The 23,155-nt window shown below is 76.7% G+C and carries 20 protein-coding genes; 10 read left to right on the plus strand and 10 right to left on the minus strand.

The features are described from left to right. Positions 1-79 precede the first annotated feature (79 nt). The gene (locus J3P29_RS17650; protein ID WP_210495552.1) at positions 80-1,066 is read left to right on the plus strand and encodes a type IV toxin-antitoxin system AbiEi family antitoxin domain-containing protein; all 987 of its coding nucleotides are present in this window, start codon (positions 80-82) and stop codon (positions 1,064-1,066) included. 833 nt (positions 1,067-1,899) lie between these two features. On the opposite strand, the gene J3P29_RS17655 is transcribed toward J3P29_RS17650, so the two are convergent. From J3P29_RS17655 to J3P29_RS17665, 3 genes are all read right to left on the minus strand, one after another. After that, complete coding sequence (locus tag J3P29_RS17655; protein ID WP_210495828.1) at positions 1,900-3,015, minus strand: inositol-3-phosphate synthase; 1,116 nt, start codon at positions 3,013-3,015, stop codon at positions 1,900-1,902. 387 nt (positions 3,016-3,402) lie between these two features. After that, entirely contained in the window at positions 3,403-4,026 is a 624-nt protein-coding gene (locus J3P29_RS17660) for a CDP-alcohol phosphatidyltransferase family protein (protein ID WP_210495553.1), read from the minus strand. 66 nt (positions 4,027-4,092) lie between these two features. After that, a complete protein-coding gene (locus J3P29_RS17665; protein WP_210495554.1) occupies positions 4,093-5,634 on the minus strand; it encodes a serine protease in 1,542 nt (513 codons plus the stop codon). Positions 5,635-5,896: 262 nt separating this feature from the next. Between J3P29_RS17665 and dnaK the strand changes: the two genes are divergently transcribed. From dnaK to J3P29_RS17690, 5 genes are all read left to right on the plus strand, one after another. Beyond that, positions 5,897-7,834 carry a molecular chaperone DnaK gene (dnaK, locus tag J3P29_RS17670; RefSeq protein WP_349239890.1) on the plus strand — a complete coding sequence of 646 codons (1,938 nt, stop codon included), beginning with the start codon at positions 5,897-5,899 and terminating at the stop codon, positions 7,832-7,834. A 36-nt stretch (positions 7,835-7,870) separates the two neighbouring features. Further along, entirely contained in the window at positions 7,871-8,647 is a 777-nt protein-coding gene (locus tag J3P29_RS17675) for a nucleotide exchange factor GrpE (RefSeq protein WP_210495557.1), read from the plus strand. Positions 8,648-8,722: 75 nt separating this feature from the next. After that, positions 8,723-9,859, plus strand: a complete 1,137-nt coding sequence (locus J3P29_RS17680) for a J domain-containing protein (RefSeq protein ID WP_210495558.1) — start codon at positions 8,723-8,725, stop codon at positions 9,857-9,859. A gap of 3 nt (positions 9,860-9,862) precedes the next feature. Beyond that, positions 9,863-10,444 (plus strand): MerR family transcriptional regulator, encoded by a 582-nt coding sequence (locus J3P29_RS17685; RefSeq protein ID WP_210495560.1) that lies wholly within the window; start codon positions 9,863-9,865, stop codon positions 10,442-10,444. Positions 10,445-10,516: 72 nt separating this feature from the next. After that, positions 10,517-11,560, plus strand: a complete 1,044-nt coding sequence (locus J3P29_RS17690; protein WP_210495561.1) for a hypothetical protein — start codon at positions 10,517-10,519, stop codon at positions 11,558-11,560. Here J3P29_RS17690 and J3P29_RS20950 read toward each other — a convergent pair. The 4 genes from J3P29_RS20950 to J3P29_RS17710 all read right to left on the minus strand — a co-directional run bounded on the left by J3P29_RS20950 (position 11,557) and on the right by J3P29_RS17710 (position 15,191). Continuing rightward, positions 11,557-12,252, minus strand: a complete 696-nt coding sequence (locus J3P29_RS20950) for a phosphatase PAP2 family protein (protein ID WP_210495562.1) — start codon at positions 12,250-12,252, stop codon at positions 11,557-11,559. The two genes, J3P29_RS17690 and J3P29_RS20950, sit on opposite strands and share 4 nt — an antisense overlap. 61 nt (positions 12,253-12,313) lie before the next feature. After that, positions 12,314-12,523 (minus strand): hypothetical protein, encoded by a 210-nt coding sequence (locus J3P29_RS17700; RefSeq protein ID WP_210495564.1) that lies wholly within the window; start codon positions 12,521-12,523, stop codon positions 12,314-12,316. 40 nt (positions 12,524-12,563) lie between these two features. Next, positions 12,564-13,067, minus strand: a complete 504-nt coding sequence (locus J3P29_RS17705) for a hypothetical protein (protein WP_210495565.1) — start codon at positions 13,065-13,067, stop codon at positions 12,564-12,566. Between the two features lie 255 nt (positions 13,068-13,322). Beyond that, the gene (locus J3P29_RS17710) at positions 13,323-15,191 is read right to left on the minus strand and encodes a sigma-70 family RNA polymerase sigma factor (RefSeq protein WP_210495566.1); all 1,869 of its coding nucleotides are present in this window, start codon (positions 15,189-15,191) and stop codon (positions 13,323-13,325) included. A 341-nt stretch (positions 15,192-15,532) separates the two neighbouring features. On the opposite strand from J3P29_RS17710, the gene clpB reads away from it, so the two are divergent. Continuing rightward, a complete protein-coding gene (gene clpB, locus J3P29_RS17715) occupies positions 15,533-18,088 on the plus strand; it encodes an ATP-dependent chaperone ClpB (RefSeq protein WP_210495567.1) in 2,556 nt (851 codons plus the stop codon). A 104-nt stretch (positions 18,089-18,192) separates the two neighbouring features. On the opposite strand, the gene J3P29_RS17720 is transcribed toward clpB, so the two are convergent. Further along, positions 18,193-19,086 (minus strand): hypothetical protein, encoded by an 894-nt coding sequence (locus J3P29_RS17720; RefSeq protein WP_210495568.1) that lies wholly within the window; start codon positions 19,084-19,086, stop codon positions 18,193-18,195. A gap of 127 nt (positions 19,087-19,213) precedes the next feature. On the opposite strand from J3P29_RS17720, the gene J3P29_RS17725 reads away from it, so the two are divergent. Then, positions 19,214-19,480: a DUF6457 domain-containing protein gene (locus tag J3P29_RS17725; RefSeq protein ID WP_210495569.1), complete on the plus strand. Its 267-nt coding sequence runs from the start codon at positions 19,214-19,216 to the stop codon at positions 19,478-19,480. A gap of 50 nt (positions 19,481-19,530) precedes the next feature. On the opposite strand, the gene J3P29_RS17730 is transcribed toward J3P29_RS17725, so the two are convergent. Beyond that, positions 19,531-20,109 (minus strand): NTP transferase domain-containing protein, encoded by a 579-nt coding sequence (locus J3P29_RS17730; protein ID WP_210495570.1) that lies wholly within the window; start codon positions 20,107-20,109, stop codon positions 19,531-19,533. 78 nt (positions 20,110-20,187) lie between these two features. On the opposite strand from J3P29_RS17730, the gene glp reads away from it, so the two are divergent. Together glp and J3P29_RS20165 are read left to right on the plus strand one after the other, a co-directional pair. Continuing rightward, entirely contained in the window at positions 20,188-21,438 is a 1,251-nt protein-coding gene (gene glp, locus J3P29_RS17735) for a gephyrin-like molybdotransferase Glp (RefSeq protein ID WP_210495571.1), read from the plus strand. A gap of 25 nt (positions 21,439-21,463) precedes the next feature. Next, the gene (locus tag J3P29_RS20165; protein WP_210495572.1) at positions 21,464-21,931 is read left to right on the plus strand and encodes a GNAT family N-acetyltransferase; all 468 of its coding nucleotides are present in this window, start codon (positions 21,464-21,466) and stop codon (positions 21,929-21,931) included. A gap of 38 nt (positions 21,932-21,969) precedes the next feature. Here the strand turns inward: J3P29_RS20165 and J3P29_RS17745 are convergent, their stop codons facing one another. Further along, the gene (locus J3P29_RS17745) at positions 21,970-23,142 is read right to left on the minus strand and encodes a benzoate/H(+) symporter BenE family transporter (protein WP_210495573.1); all 1,173 of its coding nucleotides are present in this window, start codon (positions 23,140-23,142) and stop codon (positions 21,970-21,972) included. Between the last annotated feature and the right edge of the window lie 13 nt (positions 23,143-23,155).

A 23,155-nucleotide genomic window follows, 5' to 3' on the forward strand; every position in this document is an offset into this window, starting at 1 on the left:
GGTGCCGCGACCGGATCGGCACAGGTTCGGCACGGATCGTCCGCCACGCGCGACGCGTGGGTCGGCAGGGTGGGGCGGGATGAACGACCTGGTGGGAACGCACGGGCGCGTCGTGCCGCGCGTCGACGGGGCGGCGAGGCGCACGCCGGGGCTCCGCGCGCTCCGCCGGACCCGGGCGGCGGAGCTCGCAGCGCAGCAGCACGGCGTCGTCTCCCGCGCGCAGCTCCTGGGTCTCGGCTTCTCCCCCAGCGCGGTCGACCGGGCGATTCGGGCCGGCGAGCTCCGCGTGGTCCACGCCGGCGTCTACGTGCTCGGGCCGCTCCCGGTGACCTGGCGCGGACGCCTGATGGCCGCGGTGCTGGCGGCGGGGCCGGGCGCCGCCGTCAGCCACCGCAGCGCGGCGCAGCTCCACGGGCTGCTGGACGGCGGGGCGGGACCGGTGCACGTCGTCACCCCGCGGCGCGGCCCGCGTCGACCGGGCGTCCGCGGCCATCGCGCCCGCGCTCTGGGACCGGACGACGTCACCGAGGTCGACGGCATCCCGGTGGTGACCGTCGCGCGTGCGCTTCTGGACCTCGCGGCAGACGGACGCCCCGGCGAGGCGGAGCGAGCCTGGCGGCGGGCCGACCAGTTGCGGGTGCTCGACACGGCAGCGATCGCGCGCGTGCTCGTCGGCGGCCGGCGGGGCGCGGCGGTCGTCCGCCGGTTGGCGCACGAGGCGGCGGGCGGAGCGTTCGGCGGGCTCACCCGCAACGAGCTGGAGCTCCTCTTCGTGGAGGCCGCGCACGTGGGCGGCCTGCCCGTTCCCGTGATGAACGCGCCGATGGTGCTCGCCGGGCGACCGGTCGTGCTCGACGCCGTGTGGTGGCACGACCGGGTCGTGGTCGAGCTGGACGGGTGGGAGACCCACGGCACGCGGGCCGCCTTCGAGGCCGACCGACAGCGCGACGCCGAGCTGCTTCGTGCCGGCTACCGGGTGGTGCGCTTCACCTGGCGGCGGGTCGTGTCCGAGCCGGACGTCGTGGTGGCCACGCTCCGGGACGTCCTCCGCAGACCGGCGCGGTAGGAGGTCGACCCCGGCGCGCGCTCGCCCCGGGGCGCGCTCGCCCCGGGGCGCAGGCCGGTGCCCCGGGCGAGGCGCCTCGTCCGGGAAGGAGCCAGGAGGTCGGAGGACGGGCAGGGAGCGGCCGACGGCCGCAGGCCTGGTCCGTTCCGGCATGGCCGCTCCCGGCGGTGACGTCCGCCGATCGCGGCGTATGGCGGCGGAAGGGCCGGCCGGGCGCTCGACGCGGAGCGGCTCGTGGTCGGACGAGACCGACCGGCGTCGCGCGGCGTTCGCCGGCATCGAGCCGAGCCGGTCCCCTCGGGTGCGGTCGATCGGCGTCGCGCGATCTCGGGCGGGGTCGATCTGCGTCGACGTGCGACGCCGATCGGCTCCGCCCCCGGGTGACCGACGTGGATCGGCTCCGCCCCCGGGTGACCGACGCGGATCGGCCCCGTCCGGGGGTGACCGACGCGGATCGGCCCCGCCCCCGGGAGTGACCGACGCCAATCGACCCCGCCCCGCGGGTGACCGACGCGGATCGGCCCCGCCCGGGGGTGACCGACGCCAATCGGCCCCGCCCGGGGGTGCCCGACGCACTTCGCCCGCGCGGCGCCCCGAAGCGGGCCCCCGCGGCGGGGCCTGGCGCGACCCGCTCCCCGACGCGAGCCGCTCCCGGCGCGAGGCCACCCCCGGCGCGAGGCCACCCCCGGCGCGCCCCCCCCCGCCCGCGGCGCCCCCCCCCAGGACGACGCACGGCCCGGAGCGTCGCTCCGGGCCGTTCGGGTCCGCGGCCGCTGCCGGCCGCGGGGGATCCGGTCGCGCGCCCCGGCAGGGGCGGGCGACCGGGGAGGCGATCAGGCGGTCGCGGGCTCCGCGGCCTCGGCCTTCGCCGCGCCCAGGCCGGCCTGCTTGCCGGCGTTCTTGGCGATGAACTCCTCGGTGTCGCGGCGCGCGATGTCGTCCGGACGCTGGTTGTGCGGCGACTTCATGAGGTAGGAGGAGGGGCCGTCGAGCTGGCCGGCGATGCCGTTGTTCAGGCCGAGCTTGACCAGGCGGGCGGCGTCGATGATGACGCCGGCCGAGTTCGGCGAGTCCCAGACCTCGAGCTTCAGCTCGACGTTCAGCGGGACCTCGCCGAAGGCCTTGCCCTCCAGGCGGATGTGCGCCCACTTGCGGTCGGTGAGCCACGGCACGTAGTCCGACGGGCCGACGTGGACGTTCTCGGCGGGCAGGTCGACGCCGGCGACCGAGGTGACGGCGTTCGTCTTGGAGATCTTCTTCGACTCGAGGCGCTCGCGCTCGAGCATGTTGAAGAAGTCCATGTTGCCGCCGACGTTGAGCTGCGAGGTGTGCTGCAGCACGACGCCGCGCTCGTGGAAGAGACGGGCGAGGGAGCGGTGGACGATCGTGGCGCCGACCTGCGACTTGATGTCGTCGCCGATGATCGGCAGGCCCTTCTCCTGGAAGCGCTTGTCCCAGTACTCCTCGCGGGCGATGAAGACGGGGATGCAGTTGACGAAGCCGCAGCCGGCCTCGAGGACCTGCTCGACGTACCACTTCGTCGCCTGCTCGGAGCCGACCGGCAGGTAGGAGACGACGACGTCCGTCTTCGTCTCCTTGAGGATCTTCACGATGTCGGCGGTCTCGCCCGGCGCCTTCGTGATCTTCTGCGACAGGTACTTGCCGAGACCGTCGTGCGTCATGCCGCGGTACACCGGCACGTCCAGGTTCGGGACGTCCGCGAACTTGATCGTGTCGTTCGGGTAGGCCCAGATGGCCTCGGACAGGTCCTTGCCGACCTTCGTCTCGTTGATGTCGAACGCGGCGGTGAACTCGATGTCGCGGACGTGGTAGCCGCCCAGGTCGACGTGCATGAGGCCGGGAACGGACTCGGAGGCGTCGGCGTCCTTGTAGAACTGGACGCCCTGGACGAAGGAGTTGGCGCAGTTGCCGACGCCGATGATCGCCACGCGGACCTTGTCGCGCTGGTAGCGGCCGGAATCGTTCTGGGCCGCAGCGGTCCCGTTGGCGGAAGAGGCAGTCACGGTGGTTCTCGAAGTCCTAGGTCTCGTATGAGCCGGCGGCGGATCTGAGGCTCCACGGCGGCGCACCACGGGTGGCGCGCCGCGTCGATCGTCCGTCCCGCCGGCGGGAGGTCGAAGCCATGAACCCCGCGGACGGGGCCCGGTTACAAGCCGGTCACCCGGCGGAGCGGCGCGCGGAGCGCGCGCGGACCGCCGGTCGTGGTCGCCGAGCGATGTTGGCAGGTCGCGCGGCGAGCGGTCGTGACGAGGCGGCGCGCGCACGGGCGCCCGTGCGCGGGCCGGGGCCCTGCGACGGGACGCTGGGGCGGCGCCTCAGGCGCCGGGGCGGTCGCCCGGCGGGCGGTTCAGCTGGGCGCGCACGTGCCACATGCGCTGGAGCGTCGTGAAGACGCCGAGGGCCGCGAGGACCCAGATCGACGCCGGTAGCAGGTCGACGTCGCCGAGCAGCTCGTGGCCGCCGAAGACGAGGCCGACGGAGAGGATGACGACGCGCACGGCGCGCGAGCCGATGCCCGCCTTGCCGTCCAGGCCCAGGCCCTCGGCGCGGGCGCGCGTGTACGAGACGAGGAGCGAGAAGACCGCGGCCAGGGTGCCGAGTCCGGCGTTCACGTCGTCGCCGTGCTTGGCGAAGACCATGACCGCGGCGGCGAGGACGATGCCCTCCTCCATGCGGTCCAGCGTGGAGTCGAGGAACGCGCCGAACGTCGTGCCCTTGCCCGACATGCGCGAGTAGCGCCCGTCGAGGGTGTCCATCACGGAGCCGAGGATGAACGCGACGCCGGCCAGGACGTAGTGCTCCTGCCACAGCAGCACGGCGGCGATCAGGTTGCCGATCAGGCCGGTGATCGAGATCGCGTTCGGCGTCAGCGGCAGGTCGACCAGCCACTGCTGGAACCTGGTCCGCTCGGCGTTCGGTGGATCCGCGGGCGTGCTCATGGGACGGGGAGAGCCTACGACGCCGTGCGGCCCCGCGGGGCGCGCCCGCCCGCGGGCGCCCGCACCTCAGCGCCCGACGCGGAGCACGCGCACGGCCTGGCGGCTGTGCAGCTTCGCCGCGCCGGTCGCCACCGCCACGAACCGCCAGCGCGCCCGCGGCAGCCGGCGCGTCGTCCCGCGGAAGACGCCGCCCGCCACGCGCGCCACCCGCAGGCTGCGGGGCGCGCTGCAGCGGCGCCGCGCCGCGCCCCGGGTCGGGCAGCCGCTCGTGCGCGCGTACGTCACCCGCACGGCGCGCGCCGGCCGGCTGGACTGCCGGGCGACGACGGTCAGGGCGCAGCGTCCCGTCCGGCAGCTGCCCCGGGTGATCGACGCGGTCGGCGGCGTCAGGTCGGCGCCGGTCGCCGGTCGGCGCGTCCGCGCCCCCGAGAGCGCCTGGGCCTGCGCGAGGGTGGCGACGACGGCGTAGGGGGCGCCGCCCGCCCGGGTGCGGGTGCCGCCGGCGGACGACACGCGCTCCTCGCACGAGAGGGCGCGGCCGACCAGGGCGGCGCCGACGGGCAGGTCGGGGCCGATCCCCTCCAGCCGCACGTCGCCGCCGGCCCCGACGCTGCGCCACGTGTACTCGCGGGTCAGCAGGTCGATGCTCCAGCGGCCGGGGGTGCAGTGCGCCGTGCCCCCGGGGGCGAGCAGGCCCTGGACCGCCGGCGCGGCCCCCGTGGCGTCGGGACGGAACGGCGGGTCGGCGAGCGCCGCGATGCTCTGCACGGCGGGCGAGGCCAGCCGCGTGTAGACGCCGGGGAAGCGGCCGTCCCCGCACGACACGCCCCACGAGACGAGGCCGACGACGCGGTCGTAGTGCCCGAGGTCGGTGACGCCGTCCGGGCCGACGCTCCCGCCGTCGTGGCGCACCAGGGGGCCGCCCGAGTCGCCCTGGCAGGCGTCGGTGACGACGCCCGGTCCGGTCGCGCCGGCGCAGAGCATGGTGTCGGCGCGGTAGTACGGGGCGTACATGCCGCACGCCCGGTCGGGCAGCAGCCGCACGACGCCGCGCAGCAGCGCGTCGGGCTGCTGCGGCCCCGGGGTCAGCGCGTCGGCGTCGCCCCAGCCGGAGACGAGGGCGGCGCTGCCGGTGTCGTCCGCGCCGGGGGCGGGCAGCGGCATCGGCGTGCCGGCGAGCGGCGCGGCGAGCGTCAGGAGGGCCACGTCCATGCCCTCGGTGCTCGCGCGGTAGGCCGGCGACGTGGTGATGCCCTGCACGCGCTGCACCTGGGCGTCGGGCCCGGGGGCGCTGCGCGGGCCGGAGAACGCCGCGACCGCGACGGAGGACGCGTCGGCGTCGGCCACGCAGTGCGCGGCGGTCAGCACGTGCCAGGCGTCGCGCAGCACTCCGCCGCAGTAGGCCTGCAGCGGGGTGACGACGGCGCCGTCGTTCGCGGGCACGAGGGCCACCTGCCACGGGATCGCGGGGCCGGTCGTGCCGGAGACGACGCGGGGCGTCGCCCGGGCGGCGGAGGCGGGCTGGGAGGCGCGGGCCGCGGGCCCGGGGATCGCCAGCAGGGCGAGGAGGGCGGCGACCACGAGCGCCGGCAGGGCGCGGGCGGACATGCCCCGGTGCTCGGCGGCCGGCCCCGGACCGGCAGCGGCATGGACGAATGATTGCGCGTGCAACCGTTACGAAACGCCCGCCGCCGCGGCGGCCTGCGTGGGGGGCGGGGCGTGACGCCGTCCACATCGGCCGACCGTCCGCCGCCCGCGTGCTGCGACGGGCCTCGGCCGGCGGGCCCGCGACGGCGGGGCGTGCGGGGCGGGCAGGCGGTGCGCACCGTCACTTGGCGCACCACCGAAGATCTGCCATACTCCGACTCAGATTTCACGCAGTCTCGTCTGGGAGCAAGAGCACCACATGGGCAAGATCATCGGCATCGACCTGGGCACGACGAACTCGTGCATGGCCGTCCTCGAGGGCGGCGAGCCCACGGTCATCGAGAACGCGGAGGGCGGCCGCACCACGCCGTCCGTCGTCGCCTTCGCCAAGGGCGAGCGCCTCGTCGGGGCCGTCGCCAAGCGACAGGCCGTCACCAACCCGACGAACACCATCTCCTCCGTCAAGCGCTTCATGGGCCGCAAGGAGGCCGAGGTGCGCGAGGAGGAGTCGATCGTCCCGTACAAGGTCGTCGCGGGCCCGAACGGCGATGCGCGCATCGAGGCCGAGGGCAAGCAGTACTCCCCGCCGGAGGTCTCGGCGATCACGCTGGCGAAGCTGAAGGCCGACGCCGAGGCGTACCTGGGCGAGACGGTCGACGGCGCGGTCATCACCGTCCCGGCGTACTTCAACGACGACCAGCGGCAGGCGACGAAGGACGCCGGCAAGATCGCCGGCCTCGACGTCAAGCGCATCATCAACGAGCCGACCGCCGCGTCGCTGGCCTACGGCCTCGACAAGGAGACCGACCAGACGATCCTCGTCTTCGACCTGGGCGGCGGCACGTTCGACGTGTCCGTGCTCGAGATCGGCGACGGCGTCTTCGAGGTCAAGTCGACCGCCGGCGACAACCACCTGGGCGGCGACAACTTCGACAAGGCCATCGTCGACTGGCTCGCGGGCGAGTTCAAGCGCGACCAGGGCATCGACCTGAAGGCCGACCCGATGGCCCTCCAGCGCCTGTTCGAGGCCGCGGAGAAGGCGAAGATCGAGCTGTCCTCCGCGCAGGAGACGCAGATCAACCTGCCGTTCATCACGGCCGACGCCTCGGGCCCGAAGCACCTCGACGTGCGCCTGACCCGCGCGAAGCTCACCGAGCTCGCCGGCGACCTGCTCGACCGCCTCGTCGCGCCGGTCCGTCAGGCGATGGACGACGCGAAGGAGAAGGGCGCCTCGTCCATCGACCACATCGTCCTCGTCGGCGGCATGACGCGCATGCCGGCGGTGCAGGAGAAGGTCAAGGAGCTCACGGGCAAGGAGCCGCACCGCGGCGTCAACCCGGACGAGGTCGTCGCCGTCGGCGCGGCCGTCCAGGCGGGCGTGCTCGCGGGCGACGTCAAGGACGTCCTGCTGCTCGACGTCACCCCGCTCACGGTCGGCATCGAGACCAAGGGCGGCGTCATGACGAAGCTCATCGAGCGCAACACGACGATCCCGACGCGCAAGTCCGAGATCTTCTCGACCGCCGACGACAACCAGCCGTCCGTCGAGATCCACGTCCTGCAGGGCGAGCGCGAGATGGCGAGCTACAACAAGTCGCTCGGCAAGTTCCAGCTGACGGGCATCCCGCCCGCGCCGCGCGGCGTGCCGCAGATCGAGGTCACGTTCGACATCGACGCGAACGGCATCCTCAACGTGTCCGCGAAGGACCTGGGCACGGGCAAGGAGCAGAAGATCGAGATCAAGGCCGGCGGTGGCCTCTCCGACGAGGAGATCCAGCGCATGGTGTCCGACGCCGAGGCGAACGCCGAGGAGGACAAGAAGGCCCGCGAGCTGGCCGAGGCCCGCAACGTCGCCGAGCAGGGCGCGTACCAGGCCGAGAAGCAGCTGTCCGACCTGGGCGACCAGGTGGACGAGGCCTCCCGCAAGGAGATCGAGGACGCCATCACGGCCGTCCGCGAGACCCTCGAGGGCGGCGACGCCGACGCGATCAACAGCAAGCGCGAGGCGCTCGAGCAGGCCTTCCACAAGGTCTCCGAGCAGCTCTACCAGCGCGCCCAGGAGCAGCAGGCGGCCGCCGGCGGCGACGGCGCCGGCCCCGCCGGCGGCTCGTCCTCGGACGAGGAGGACGTCGTCGACGCCGAGGTCGTGGACGAGAAGTAGGCCCCGGCCGCCCGTCCCGGAGATCAGGAGCACGCCATGAGCGACAAGCACGACCACACCGCGGACAGCGGCGACGACCAGCGCCCCGTCCCGGCCCCCACCGGGTCGGGCGGGGGCGGCGGACAGCGCGCCGAGACCGTGCGGCCGACGCCCGCCGACAGCGGCCCGAAGGGCGCCGGCGCGGGCAACGCGCCCGACGACGGCGCGACGCCCGGTGACGTCGACCACGACGCGCAGCCCAACCGCCTGGGCCACGACGACGACGGCATCGGCCCGGACGGCCGCCCCGAGGGCGACCACCCCGGGGCGACGGCGCCCGACGGCGACGCGGACGACGAGGACGCCGACCCTGCCACCGGCGGGAGCTCCCCCGCTCCCGCCGAGGAGGAGCCGGACTGGAAGGACCGCTACCTCCGCTCCGTCGCCGAGCTCGACAACGTCCGCAAGCGCGCCCGGCGCGACGCGGCGCTGGGCGAGGCCCGGGGCGTCGTCCGGCTGGCGCGCGAGCTGCTGCCGGCGCTGGACAACCTGGACCGCGCGCTCGCGCACGTCGCCGAGACCGGCGAGGCGGACGACCAGCTCGTCGAGGGCCTGCGGATCGTCCACCGCGAGCTGCACGCCGCCCTGGCGTCGGCCGGCATCGAGGCCTACGACCCGCAGGGCGAGCCCTTCGACCCCCGGTTCCACGAGGCGCTGACCCAGCAGCCCGCGGACGAGGGGACCCTGCCCGGGACGGTCGTCACCGTCTATCAGCAGGGCTACCGGCGCGGGGACGACGTCCTGCGCGCCGCCAAGGTGGTCGTCGCGGGCTGATCCCCGGGCCGGCGGCGACCCCGCCGGCCCGGCAGGGCCGCTACACCTCCGACCACTCGACCCGATCTCTTCCGTATGGCAACGACACGACAGGACAACGGCCCCGACCTCTACGCGGTCCTGGGGGTCGACAAGAAGGCGTCCGCCGACGAGATCAAGAAGGCGTACCGCAAGCTCGCCCGCGAGTACCACCCGGACCGCAACCCGGGGGACAAGGCGGCCGAGGAGCGGTTCAAGCAGATCTCCGCGGCGCACGACGTCCTGTCCGACGCGGAGAAGCGCAAGGAGTACGACAAGGCCCGCGCGTTCGGCGGGCTCGGCGGCGCGTTCTCGACCGGCGGCGCCGGCTTCGACTTCGGCGACTCCGGCATCGGCGACATCTTGGGCAGCGTCTTCGGGCGGGCCGGGGGCGGCGGCGCCCGGCCGGGCGGGGGCGGGCGCGCGACGCGCCCGAGCCAGCAGCGCGGCCGCGACCTGGAGGCCGACGTCACGCTCTCGTTCCGCCAGTCGGTCGAGGGCGCGCAGGTGCCGCTGTCGGTGCGGACGACCGCCACGTGCGACACGTGCTCCGGCACGGGCGCCAAGCCGGGCACCAGCCCGACGGTCTGCCCGCGCTGCCACGGCCGCGGCGTCGAGTCGCAGGGCCAGGGACTGTTCTCGATCAGCCAGCCCTGCAGCCGCTGCCAGGGCGCCGGCACGATCATCGAGGACCCCTGCCCCACGTGCGGCGGCGAGGGCGCCGTCCACACGACGAAGCGCTACCGCGTGAACGTGCCCGCCGGCGTGAAGGAGGGCTCGCGCGTGCGGCTGGCCGGCAAGGGCCAGGCCGGGCGCAACGGCGGGTCGCCGGGCGACCTGTTCGTCATCACCCACATCACCCCGTCGGCGGTCTTCGAGCGCCGCGGCGACGACGTCGAGGTGACGGTGCCGCTCTCCATCGCCGAGGCGGTGCAGGGCGCCGACGTCGAGGTGCCGACGCTCGACGGGCGCAAGAAGCTGCGCGTCGCGCCCGGCACGAAGCACGGCACCGTCCAGCGGCTGCGCGGCGAGGGGCCGCCGCGGCTGGGCGCCGGCGGCCGCGGCGACATCCGCTACCGCTTCGTCATCGACGTGCCGAAGCCGTCGACCGACGAGGAGCGCGAGGCCGTCGGCCGGCTGGCCGACCTGTTCCCCGCCGCCGGACGCGAGAAGCTCTTCGCCGAGGAGGCGTAGCGCATGGGCACCCCGAGCGACCACGACCGCGACGGCGCCCGCCCGCGCAAGGGCGGTCGCCGCGCGCGGGTGACGACCACCACCACGACGACCACGACGACGATCGAGGTGGACGCCGACCGCGGCGTCTTCATGATCTCCGTCGCGGCCGAGCTGGCCGAGATGCACCCGCAGACGCTGCGGATGTACGAGGCGCGCGGCCTGATCGAGCCGAAGCGCTCGCCGAAGGGCACCCGCCTGTACTCGCACAGCGACGTCGAGCGGCTGCGCCGGATCCAGCAGATGACGAACGAGCTGGGGCTCAACCTGGCCGGCGTCGAGCGGGTGCTCGAGCTCGAGGTGGAGCTCGAGCGGGAGAAGCGCCGCTACGCCGAGGCCGCCGAGCGCCTGGAGCGCCTGCAGCGCGAGACCGTCGAGATGCGCGAGCAGATGCGCGCCGAGATGCAGGTCGAGATCGACAAGCTCCGCGAGCGCAACGCGCTCGTCCCGTACCACGGCACCCGCACGACGGCGATCGTGCACGTGCGCCGCGTCCCCGGCGCCGAAGTGCCGATGGACGCCGTCCCCGTCGACGACGACGCCTGACGCGGCGGGCGGGTGCGCCGCGCCGGACGGGGCACTAGGGTGCCGACCAGTCCACGCGTGGAGACCCGCCAGATGAGCACCGCCGCCCCAGACGTCCCCGCCCTGCCCGTCGGCGCCACGATGGACCGCGGCTTCGCGCTGCTGCGCCGCCGGCCCCGCGCGCTGCTGCTGCCGCAGCTGGCCCTCAACCTGGCGACGGTCGTCCCGATCGTCCTATTGTTCCTGCTCGGCTGGCTGCTGGTCGGCGACGTCGACACGCACGTCGAGGTCACCCGCCAGTCGACGATCTTCGGCGACTCGACCCTGGAGCGGCGCGAGGTCGCCGACCTGAGCGGCGGGCAGGTCGCCGTCGTGGTGGTGCTCGGCGTGGTGGCGGCGCTCGTCTCGCTCTGGTTCTCGCTCGCCGCCTACGTGTCGGTGGTGCGCGGCGCCGAGCGCGCGGTCGCCGACGAGCCGCACCTGCCGCTCGGCCAGGCGATGACGCAGGCGCTGCGGGCCACCCCGCCGCTCTTCGGCCTGGGCGTTGTCTTCGCGGTCGCCGCCGCCGTCGCCGTCGGGCTGCTGGGCCTGCTCGTCGCGCTGCTCGCGCAGGCGTCCGCGGGCCTGGCGGTGCTCGCCGCGCTCGCCGTCCTGTGCCTGCTCGTGTACGTCGGCGTCCGCCTGTCGCTGTGGCCCGTCGCGCACCTGACGGAGGGGACGGGGTTCGCGTCGTTCGGGCGCTCCTGGGCGCTCACGGCCGGGCGCTTCTGGTCGCTGCTGGCGCTGTTCGTGCTCGTCGGGATCGTGGTGGCGGTCGTGTTCTCGGTCCTCACGATCGTGCTCGAGGCGCTCGTGCTGGGGGCGGCCTGGATCGACGACGCGGTCGGCGTGGCGGCGCTGATCCCGTTCGCCGTGCTGTACGTGCTCCTCGGCCTGATCGCCACCGCCGCGTACCTGGCGCCGATCGTCGTCGCGTACCGCACCATCGCCGGCATCGACGGCCCGGCGGGACGGCCCACGGACGGCGGGTCGCACCCGGCCGACACGCCGCCGCACCGCGACCCGACGGCCCCGCGGCCGGCGCCCGAGCGGCTGTGGAGCCGGGACGCGCCGCCGGCGGACGACCCGCGCGACTAGGGGCGCCGCGTCCGGGCGTCCCGCGGACGGGCGACCGGAGTGGGGTCCGCCGTCGAGGGCGCCGCGGGCGGCCGGCGGGCGAGCGCGGCGCGGCCCAGCGTCGTCACGGCCACCGCGGTGGCGGTGCCGAGCGCCCAGCCGCCGAGGACGTCGGTGGGGCTGTGCACGCCGAGCACGACGCGCGAGAGGCCGACGAGCACGACGACGGCGGCGCACGCCGCCACCGCCCAGCGGCGTCCGGTCGCCGCGGCCACCACCAGGCCGAGCGCCAGCCAGCCCGCCGCGGACTGGGTGGAGTGGCCGGACGGGAAGCCGCTGCTCCGCTCGACGACCTCGTGCAGCGCGAGCGGCGGCCGCGGCCGCTCGACGATCGCCTTCGCCACGCCCGCGAGCGCCGCGCCGACGCCGAGCGACAGCACGGGCAGCAGGGCGTCCGCGGGCGGCGCACGGCGCAGGAGCACCAGCACCAGCCCGACGGCGAGCAGGATGCCGGCGAGCACGAAGCCCTGCCCCAGCTCGGTGAAGACGCGCGCGACGTCGACGAGCCAGGCGGGGCGCCAGCCGGCGACGCCGTCGACGACGTCGGCGTCGGCGCGCGTGACGGCGTTGCTGCCCCGCACGAGCGCCCCCAGGACGGCCACGACCGCGAGGGCGGCGGCGACGAGGACGGCGACGGAGCGGGAGCGGGTCACGGGGGAGCGACGGCCGGGGACGCCGTGCTCCGAGCATCGCACGCGCCAGACGGGACCGGCGTCACCGGCCGCCGACGGCGGGGGCGGGCGCGGCGGCCGGCGGGCCGCCGGCGGGCGCGGCGGGGGCCGCGGGGTCCTCGTCGGGCGCGCCGACGAGGACGATCAGGGCGAGCTCTCCGGCGATCGCGAGGCACGCGACGGCGAAGAGCAGCCGGCGCCGCAGGGCGCCGGCGACGCCGGCGCCGGCGGTGGGGACGAGGGCGGGGGACACGGCGGACGGGCCGGCCGCGGAGGCCGGCCCGGGACCGGGATCAGGACGCGGCGGGCGCCTGGTCCTCGAGGCGCTGCGCGGCCTGCACGCAGAGGACGAACGGCGAGCGGCGCTGGCCGGCGACGCGCTTGCGGCTGAGGGTGCGGCAGGCGTCACGCGGCGTCTCGGCCGTGCCGGCGTCGAGCTTGGCGAGCGCGGTGACGCACTGGCTGAAGGGCGTGCCCTTCTGGCCCTTCACGTGGCGCGTGCTCTGGCCCTTGCAGAGCACGCCGTAGCCCCGGCGGGCGCCGGCGTCGGGCGTCGTCGTGGTGGGGGTCGTCTCCGTCGGCGTGGTCTCCGTCGGCGTCGTGTCGGTCGGCGTGGTCTCCGTCGGCGTCGTCACCGTGGTGCCGTCGTCGGTGGTGGTCGTCGCGGCGGCGACGGCCCCGTGCGGGGGCTTGGGCTTCTTCGGGCCGTCGGCCCAGGCGAGCGGCGCGGCGGCAGCCAGGGCGACGAGCCCGGCGGCCACGGTCGCCGTGGCGGTGCGGTTGCGGTCGATGCGCATGGTGCTCCTTCGGTCGAAAGCGGGCGAGCCCGGCCGCCGTCCCCGCGGCCGGGCTCGCGTGCGGCGCCGGGGGGATCCGGGGCGCCGCAGGGTGAGGTGGTTGGTCCCTCGGGGAGAGAACGACCGGCACGGCCGGAAGTAAGGAGCTACTTCGCGAATCGTCGGAACGCGCCGCGGACGGCCGTCCGCGGCGCGCCCCCGAGCGACCGCCCGGGGCCGCGGCACGCGCCCGTGGCGGGGACCGGGACCGTGGCGTCAGCCGCGGTCGGCGCGCGGGGCGCCGGGCGCGGACGGGCCGCCGGTCGCCGGGCGACCCGGGCCGGCCGCGGGGCCGGCGCCGGGGGCAGGACGCGCCCCCGGGCCCGCGCCGGCGCGTCCGGCGTCCCCGGGGGCCTCCGAGGAGCGGGCCGCGGAGCCGTCGTCCGGCGCGCCGGCGGGCGTCGTCCGGCCGGGGCGGCCGCCGCTCGCGGCCGGGGCGTCCGCGCGATCCTCGTGCGCCGAGGCCGCGGCGTCGGTCCGTCCCCGCGGGGGCTGCGCCCCAGCCTGCGCCGGCGGCCGCTCCTGCCCGGCCGCGCCGCGCTCCTGCTTCGCGGCGGCGGTGGCGGCACCGTCACCGCGCTGCGCCTTCGCCGCGGCCCGGTCCTGCTTGGCCTGCGCCTTGGCCGTGGCGCGATCCTGCTTCGCCTGCGCCTTGGCCGCGGCCCGGTCCTGCTTCGCCTGCGCCTTGGCCGCCCCGCGCTCGCGCTTCGCCGCGCCCGCGGCGTTCTTCCGCTGCTCGTGCGCCGCGCCGCGCCCTCGCGCGTCCGGGGGCTCCTGGCGCCGCCCCTCCGTCTGCTGCGGGCCCCCGCCCGTCGTGGCCCGGCGCGCGCCGGCGTCGTCCGGCCGCGTGCGGTCGCCGCCCGTCGGCGCCCCAGCGACGCGATCCTCGCGCTCCCGGCCGCCGGCGCTCGCGGCGGCAGCGGGCGCACCGGTAGCGGGCCGGCGTCCGGCCGGCGAGCGCGCCGTCCCGGCGTTCCGAGCCGTCTCGTCCCGCCGGCCGTCGGAGGCGCCGGCCGGGCGCGCCGCTGCCGCGGCGGCGATCGGCGTCGCGTGCGCGCCGACCGCCGTCGCGCTCGTCGCGTCGGCCGCGGACGGGCCCGCCCCGACGGTCGCGGGCACGTCGGCGGCCGCGGACGGCGGACCGCCCGAGGTCACGACGGCGGCGGCGCCCCCACCGGCGACGGCCCCGACGGCCAGGACGGTGGCGGCGACCTTGCCGCCCGCGGGCACCAGGCCGAGCAGCGCCGAGAGGCTCGGCAGGAAGCCGCCGCCGGCCGCCGCGCCGCCGCCCGCCACGGAGGCGCCGCCCGCGGCGCCGAGCACCGGCAGCACCAGGCCGCCGGCCGCGACGGGCGGGGCCAGCGCGCCCAGGTCGGCCGGCCGGCGGCGCAGGCCCTCGGCGAACGCCCGGCAGCCCGCGCACTCGTCCAGGTGGGCCCGCACGGCGCGCCCGCGCAGCGTGCGGCGGTCGCCGTCCGAGAGCGCGCGGGCGATCGCGTCGCAATCCATCGCGCGGCCCTGCGCCAGGGTCGTGAGCGCCCGCCGCGCCTCGTAGACGCTCTGCTTCGCCGCGGTCTCGGCGATGCCGAACGTGTCGGCGATCTCGGCGAACGTCAGGCCGACGAGCTCGCGCAGGAGGAGCGCGCCGCGCTGCCGCTCCGTCAGGCGGGCCAGGTCGGCCTGGAGCGCCCGCAGGCGCTCGCGGTCCTCGATGGCGCCGCTGCCGACGCGGTCGGAGACGTCGCGCGCCTCGTCCAGCTCGACGTGCGGCCGCCGCGCCCGCAGCAGGTCGATCGCCTCGTTGTGGGCCACGCGGAACAGCCACGGGCGCAGCGCGATCGTGCGCCGCTCGCCGGGGAGCGCCTCGAGCGCCCGCAGCATCGTGCTCTGCACCGCGTCCGTCGCGTCGTGCTCGTTGCCCAGGATCGAGCGGCAGTAGCGGTGCAGCTCGGGGGCGTGCTCGCGGAAGATCGTCGCGAACGCCGCGGGGCTGCCGGCCGCGGCGGCGCGGGCGAGACGGGCGTCGGCGCGGTTGCGGCCGCGGGGGCGCTCGACTGGTCGGTGGCGGAGGCTCTGGGGTTCCATGGCGCGGCGGTCGGTCGACGGACGGCCGTGGCTCACGGTACCCGCGCCGGGTCGGGCGTACGCCGGTCCGCCGCGGCGGGCGGACCGGTGTACGGCCGCGGGCCCGCAACCGGCACGCCGCGTCCCGGATCGCCCCGGCCCCGGGGCGACGCAGGGGCCGCCCCGCCGCTTCTCGCCCGCCCGGAGCGGACGCACGCCCGCCCTATTGACATATGCCGAGCGACAGCGCAAAATCTCAGTACAAGCGACTCAGATCACGACCCGGCGTCCCGCGGCCGCACCGCGGCAGGACGGTCCGCCGATGCGTCACGCTGTCCCTGTCCCCCGACCGAAAGGCGACCATGCAGCCCGATCGCTTCACCATCAAGACGCAGGAAGCCATCACCGAGGCCGGTCGGGTGGCGGAGCGGGGCAAGAACCCGCAGATCGGGCCCGAGCACCTGCTGCTCGCGCTCCTCGACCAGGAGGGCGGCCTGACCGCGTCCGTCCTGCGGAAGCTCGGCGTGGCCGTCGACGAGGTCCGCCGCCCGGTCCAGGCCGCGATCGACGCGATGCCGACCGTCACCTCGGGCGGGCAGGCGTCAGGCCCGTCGTCCGAGCTGGTGGCCGTGCTGCGCGCCGGCGAGGAGCGCATGCGCACCCTCGGCGACGACTACCTGTCGACCGAGCACCTGCTGCTCGCGATCGCCGAGCACCCTTCGAAGGCGGGCGACGCCCTGCGCGGCGTCGGCGCCGACGGCGAGCACCTGTTGCGCGCGGTGTCCGAGGTCCGCGGCGGCCACCAGGTGACCGACCAGAACCCCGAGGACAAGTTCGAGGCGCTGGAGAAGTACGGCACCGACCTGACCGAGGCGGCCCGCGAGGGCAAGCTCGACCCGGTCATCGGGCGCGACGAGGAGATCCGCCGCGTCATCCAGGTGCTCTCCCGCCGCCGCAAGAACAACCCGGTGCTGATCGGCGAGCCGGGCGTCGGCAAGACCGCGATCGCCGAGGGCCTGGCCCAGCGCATCGTCGACGGCGACGTGCCCGAGAGCCTGCGCGACCGCAAGGTCATCTCGCTCGACATGGGCTCGATGATCGCCGGCGCCAAGTACCGCGGCGAGTTCGAGGACCGCCTGAAGGCCGTCCTGAAGGAGGTCGCGGACGCCAAGGGGCAGATCGTCATGTTCCTCGACGAGCTCCACACCATCGTCGGCGCGGGGGCGAGCGAGGGCGCGGTCGACGCGGCCAACCTGCTCAAGCCGATGCTGGCCCGCGGCGAGCTGCGCGCGGTCGGCGCCACCACGCTCGACGAGTACCGCAAGTACATCGAGAAGGACGCCGCGCTCGAGCGGCGCTTCCAGCCCGTGCTCGTCGACGAGCCGTCAGTGGAGGACACGATCGCGATCCTCCGCGGGCTGAAGGAGAAGTACGAGAGCCACCACAACGTCGACATCCAGGACGCGGCGCTGATCGCCGCGGCCACGCTGTCGCACCGCCACATCGCGGACCGCCAGCTGCCGGACAAGGCGATCGACCTGGTCGACGAGGCCGCGTCGCGCCTGAAGATCGAGATCGACTCGAAGCCGACCGAGATCGACGAGGTCGACCGGCACATCGTGCAGCTCGAGATCGAGCGGCTGTCGCTGGAGAAGGAGGAGGACGAGGCGTCGAAGGAGCGCCTGGCCGCCCTGGACCGCGAGCTGGCCGACGAGCGCGAGCGCTCCGCCACGATGACCGCGGAGTGGCAGCGCGAGAAGTCGTCCGTCGACGCCGTCGGGCAGGCGAAGGAGGAGCTCGACCAGAAGCGCATGGAGGCCGAGCGCGCCCAGCGCTCCGGCGACCTGCAGCGCGCGGGCGAGCTGTACTACGGCGAGATCCCGGCGCTCGAGCGCAAGATCGGCGAGCTCGAGGCGCAGGCCGCCGCCGCGGACGCCGGCGCGCAGGAGTTCAAGTACCTCGAGAACCGCGTGACGGCGGAGCACATCGCCGAGGTCGTCGGCAACTGGACCGGCATCCCGGTCGCCCGCCTGATGGAGGGCGAGATCGAGAAGCTCGTGCACATGGAGGACCGCCTGCACGAGCGGGTCATCGGCCAGGGCGAGGCGGTCGACGCGGTGTCGGCGGCGATCCGCCGCAGCCGCTCCGGCCTGGGCGACCCGGACCGGCCGATCGGCTCCTTCCTGTTCCTCGGCCCGACGGGCGTGGGCAAGACGGAGCTGGCGCGGGCGCTCGCCGAGTTCCTGTTCGACTCGACCGACGCGATGGTCCGCATCGACATGTCGGAGTACATGGAGAAGCACGCGGTCTCGCGCCTGGTCGGCGCGCCCCCCGGGTACGTGGGCTACGACGAGGGCGGCCAGCTGACCGAGGCCGTGCGCCGCAAGCCGTACTCCGTGGTGCTGCTCGACGAGGTCGAGAAGGCCCATCCGGACGTCTTCAACATCCTGCTGCAGCTGCTCGACGACGGCCGGCTGACGGACGGCCAGGGCCGGACGGTGGACTTCACGAACACCGTGCTGATCCTGACGTCGAACATCCCGGGCGGCCGGGCCGGCGCGGAGGCGCACTTCCGTCCCGAGTTCATCAACCGCCTGGACGACATCATCGAGTTCCACAGCCTGGACCGGCAGCACCTGGGCCGGATCGTGACGCTGCAGGTGCAGCGCGTGATCGACCGGGCGGCGGAGCGCGGGATCACCGTCGAGCTGACCGACGAGGCCGCCGAGCTGCTCGGCAACCTGGGCTACGACCCGACGTACGGCGCGCGGCCGCTCAAGCGGACGATCCAGCGGCACCTGACGGACAAGCTGGCGCTCGCGCTGCTGAAGGGCGAGGTCCGCGAGGGGCAGACGGTGCGCGTGACCGCGGTCGACGGCGACATCGCGCTCGAGACCGAGGCGGCGGTCGTCGCCTAGCGGCGGCGGGCGGTGACGGGGCCGGCCGGCGACGGTCGGGCCCGCGAGCGGCGCGCGGCGCCGCGGACGGGGCGGCCTGCGGGCCGCCCCGTCGCCGTCCCGGGCTACGGCCCGAGGATGGGGCCGACCGCGCCGTGGTGGATCGTCTTCACGCGGTAGCTCGCGTCGGCGTACGTGCTCGACCCCGACTCGTAGAGGACGTGCAGCTCGCCCTGCGCGGCCACGATCCCCTCGGACATGTTCGGCGCGGTGAAGATCCGCGACGGCTGCGTCGGGGCGCCGGCGGGGGCGACGTCGATGCGGCTGCGGTTGTTCCGCCCCCAGGAGCGCGACCAGACGATCTTGCCGCCGACGACCGCCATCCCCTGCACGCGCGTGGGCGTCGAGATGGTCGCGGCGGGCGCGGCGCCCGGGACCTGCTTGCCGTTCAGGTCGTAGCGATAGGCGACGCTCGTGCCGGTCGCGGCCTCGGTGAACGCGCCCACCCACAGCGAGCTGCCGGCGATCGTCAGGTACGAGGACGCCTTCACGGGCCAGCTCTTGCCGGCCTTCACCGGCGTGGCGGTGCCGTTCGCGGCGTTCAGGACCTTCTTCGCGTAGCGCGTGACCCGCCCGCCGTCGGCCGTCCACAGGAACCCCTGGGACATCGCGAGCCCGCCGACGTGGCCCTTCGTCGGCAGCGACAGCAGCTTCTCGCGCTTGCCCGTCGTGCGGTCGACGACGGCGATCCGGCTGTTCTGCTGCTTCTGCCCGTCGTAGTACGAGATGACGAGGGCGTCGCGCTCGGGCCAGTACGCCAGGCCCTGCGGCACCCACGGCGTGTCGTCGCCGGGGATGAGCGCCGGGCCGCGGTCGAAGTAGCGGTAGTAGCGCTGCAGGTCGGACGGGTCGCCGGCGAGCGCGGGCGCCGCGAGCACGCCGGTCAGGGCGGCGGACGCCAGGGTGGCCGCGGCGACGCGCACGGCCTGCCGGCGAGGGATGCGGGGAGCGGGGGACATCGGACCTCCGGGGGGATCGGGGTGGGCGTCGCCTGACCGTACCCGCGCTCGGCGAGCGCCAAGCGCGCCGCCGCTCCAGCCGGTCGCCGCGCGGGCCGGGGGACGCCCGCGGCGCTAGCGTGGCCGCATGAGCGACGACACGACCACCATCGAGGGCTACCTGGCGGTGCTCGCCGAGCAGCTGGGCGAGGCCGCGCCGACGGCGGACGAGATCCGCGAGCTGCTCGACGTCGCCCGCCACGCCGCGCACCGCTCGCAGCGGCAGGCGGCGCCGCTGGCGTGCTGGATCGCCGGCCGCAGCGGCCGGCCGGTGCGCGAGGTGCTCGAGCTCGTCGAGTCCGACCCGCGGCTGTGCGAGCCGGGCGAGGACGCGGACGCCCCGGTCGGCGCGTAGGCCGGCCGCACCCCTGCCCGGCGGGCCGGCGCGGGCCCGGGCCGGGCCCGTCAGGCGCTCGCCAGGTCCTCGGGCCGGTTGACGTTCGCCAGGTACGCCGCCGGGTCGCCGCCGGGCACGAGCGTCGCGGCGTCCAGGACCGCCGCCCCGAGCGCACGGACCGTGCGGACGACGGGCGCGCCCTCCGCCGCCGCGGCGGCGAGCGCGTCCGCGTGCCCGGGCGAGAAGCGGCCGAGCAGCGGGTGCACGCGCCCCGCTCCCTCGACCACGACGAGCGGCTCGGGCCGCGCGGCGAGCGCCGCCAGCAGCGCGGCGGGCACCCGCGGCAGGTCGACGGGCAGCACGACGACGGGCGCCTGCGCGCGCCGCAGCGCCGCCGCGACCCCCGCCAGCGGGTGCTGCGGCGCGTCGGGCTCGTCCCACCGCGCCGCGGCCGTCGGCGGCAGGACGGACCCGGCCTTCGCGACCACCACCGGCGTCAGGCCCGCCGCCGTCGCCGCGGCGACGGCGTGCGCGAGCAGCGGCCGGCCGTCGAGCGGCACGCCGGCCTTCGGGCGCCCCATCCGCCGCGACCGGCCGCCCGCCAGGACGGCGACGACGCGCGCGGGCTCGGGGACGGCGGCGGGCATGGGGCCAGTCTGACGGGACCACCCGCGCACGCCGTCCGGCGCCGCGCGCGGCGCGGAGCGCGCCCGTACGATCCGCGCATGGCGGACCCCCTCAGCCTCGCGGACGCCCGCGCCGCCGCCGTCGCCCTGGGCGCCGCCGCCCGCACGCCGGTGCGCGAGGTCGCGCTCGCCGACGCCGCCGATCACGTGCCGGCGCACGACGTCCGCGCCGCCGGCGACCATCCGCGCTTCGACGCGTCCGCGATGGACGGCTACGCGGTGCGGGCGGCGGACACGACCGGCGCCGCGCCGGCGGACCCCGCGGTGCTGCGGCTGGTCGACGAGGCGCGCGCGGGGCACCCGGCGGATGTCGCGGTGGCTCCGGGTACCGCGCTGCGGATCAGCACGGGCGCGGCGCTGCCGGCCGGCGCCGACGCCGTCGTGCGGGCCGAGGACGCGACCGAGCGGGACGACGCGGTGCACGTCGGCGTCGCGGTCGCCCCGGGCCACGACGTGCGGGCCACCGGCGAGGACGTCGCGCGCGGGGACGTCGTCGTCCGCGCCGGCGAGACGCTGCACCCGGGGCGCCTGGCGCTGCTCGCGGGGGCCGGGGTCGACGCGCTGCACTGCCGGCGGTCGCCGACCGCGACCGTCGTCGTCACGGGCGACGAGGTCGCGCCCGGCGCGGCCGAGCTGGCCGCGGGCGCGGTCCGCGACGTGAACGGGGTCGCGATCCCGGCGCTGCTGCGGGCGGCCGGGATCGAGGTGCTCGACGTCGTGCGCGTCGGCGACGACCGCGCCGCCACCATGGCGGCCTTCGCGGCGGCGCGCGGCGACCTGGTCGTCTCGTGCGGCGGCGTCTCCGTCGGCCGGCACGACCACGTGCGGGCGGCGCTCGAGCGGCTCGGGGGCCAGGAGCACGTCGGCGCGGTGGCGCTGCAGCCCGGCAAGCCGACGTGGATCGGCGCGCTGCCGCGCCGGGCCGCCGCCGAGGACGGCGCCGTCCTGCGGCCGGTCGTGGCGCTCGTCGGCAACCCCGGCGCGGCGCTCGTGACCGCGGCGCTCTTCGCCGTGCCCCTGGCGCGCGCGATGGCCGGCGCCGCGCCGGCGCCCGTCGCCACCGCGCGGCTGGCGGAGGAGACGCGCGGCGACGGCCGCCGAGCCCGGGCGCTGCGCGCCGTGCTGGCCGACGACGGCGACGGCGGCCGCCGCGTGCACGTCCTGCCGGGCCAGCAGGCGCATCGCCTGGCGTCGCTCGCCGCCGCGGACGTGCTGGCGGTCCTGCCGCCCTCGGCCGACGTCCTGCCGGCGGGCACGCCGGTCGAGATCGTCCGCCTGCCCGCGGGCTGAGCCGCCGGCGCGCCATCATCGGGCGGTGACCGACGCCGCCGTCTCCCTCGTCCACGAGCCCGCCGACACGCCGGAGTCGCTGGCGCTGCAGGAGGCGTTCGTGGCCGAGGTGGTCGCGCGCTACGCCGACCGCGGCGTGGTCCGGCCGCCGATCGTCGGCGCCGACGAGGTCGCCGAGCCCGCCGGCCGCTGGGTGGTCGTGCGCCTGGACGGCCGCGCCGTGGCGTGCGGCGGCCTGCGGCCCTTCGCGGACGGGATCGTCGAGGTCAAGCGCGTGTACGTGGCCCCCGAGGCGCGCGGACGCGGGCTGTCGCGGCGGCTGATGGAGCACCTGCACGAGCAGGCGCGGGCGGCGGGCTACCGCACGCTGCGGCTCGACACGGGCGACCGACAGGCGGAGGCGCAGGCGCTGTACCGCAGCCTGGGCTACCGCGAGATCCCCGACTACAACGGCAACCGCCTGGCGACGCTCTGGTTCGAGCGGGCCGTCTGACGCGGCGCCGCCGCGGCGACCGGGACGGACGCCGTCCGTCAGCGCGGAGTCGCGGGGCCGGCGTCCGGCCCGCGCTCGTCGCGGGCCCGCCACCGCCGCACCAGGTGGACGGTCAGCCCGGCGAGCAGGCCCCAGAACGCGCCGCCGATGCCCAGGGCGGACGCGCCGGAGGCCGCCACGACGATCGTCGCGACCGCCTCGGGGCGGTGCGGCTCGTCGCGCAGCGCCGCGCCGAGCGCGGACTCGAGCGCCCCGAGCAGCGCGAGCCCGGCGACCGCCTCGACGAGCACCGGCGGCGTGGCGGCGACGAACGCGACCACCAGGCCGGCCAGCAGCGCCAGCGCCACGTAGGTCGCGGCGGCGGACACGGCGGCGACCCAGCGGCGCGCGCGCGGGCCGGCGTCGGGGCCCGCGACGAGCGCCGCCGACAGCGCGGCCAGGTTGATCGCGTGGCCGCCGAGGACCGCGCCGGCCGCCGACGCCGCGCCCGTGGAGAGCAGCACCGGCCGCACGGGGGCGCGGTAGCCGAAGCTCGCCAGCACGCCGATCCCCGCCACGTTCTGCGACGCCATCGTCACGAGGAACAACGGCAGCGCGATCCCGACGATCGCCCCGAGCTCGAACCGCGGCGCCACGAACGCCGGCTGCGGCACCAGGCCCGAGGCGGGCCCCAGGCGCAGGTCGCCGGCGAGCGCCACGACCACGACGAGCGCCAGGAGCGCCCCGGGCACGGCGAGGCGCCGCGCCACGAGCGTCAGCACGCCCCACACCGCGACGACGGGCAGCGCCTGGCCCGGCAGCTCCGCCACGGCGCGGGCGGGGCCGAAGCAGACCGGCAGCAGGATCCCGGCGGTCATCGCGGCGGCCAGCGGCACGGGGATGGCGACGACGGCTCGCGCCAACGCGCCCCACAGGCCGGCCGCCGCGAGCAGGACCCCGCACACGAGGAACGCGCCGACGGCGGCGGCGAACCCGCCCGACGGCTCGCCGGCCGCGACGAGGAGCGCCGCGCCCGGCGTCGACCAGGCGACGCTCAGCGGCAGGCGCGTGCGCCACGCCAGCGCGCCCCCGACGACGCCCGCGGACAGGCTCAGGACGAGCAGCCCGGACGCCGCCTGCTCCGCGTCCGCGCCGACGGCCCGCAGCCCGGCGAGCACGACCGTCGCCGACCCGACGAAGCCGACGAGCGCGGCGACGACGCCTGCCGGCACGGGACGCCCGCCC

It is taken from the genome of Patulibacter sp. SYSU D01012 (assembly GCF_017916475.1).
In the GTDB taxonomy this organism is placed as follows: Bacteria; Actinomycetota; Thermoleophilia; order Solirubrobacterales; family Solirubrobacteraceae; genus Patulibacter.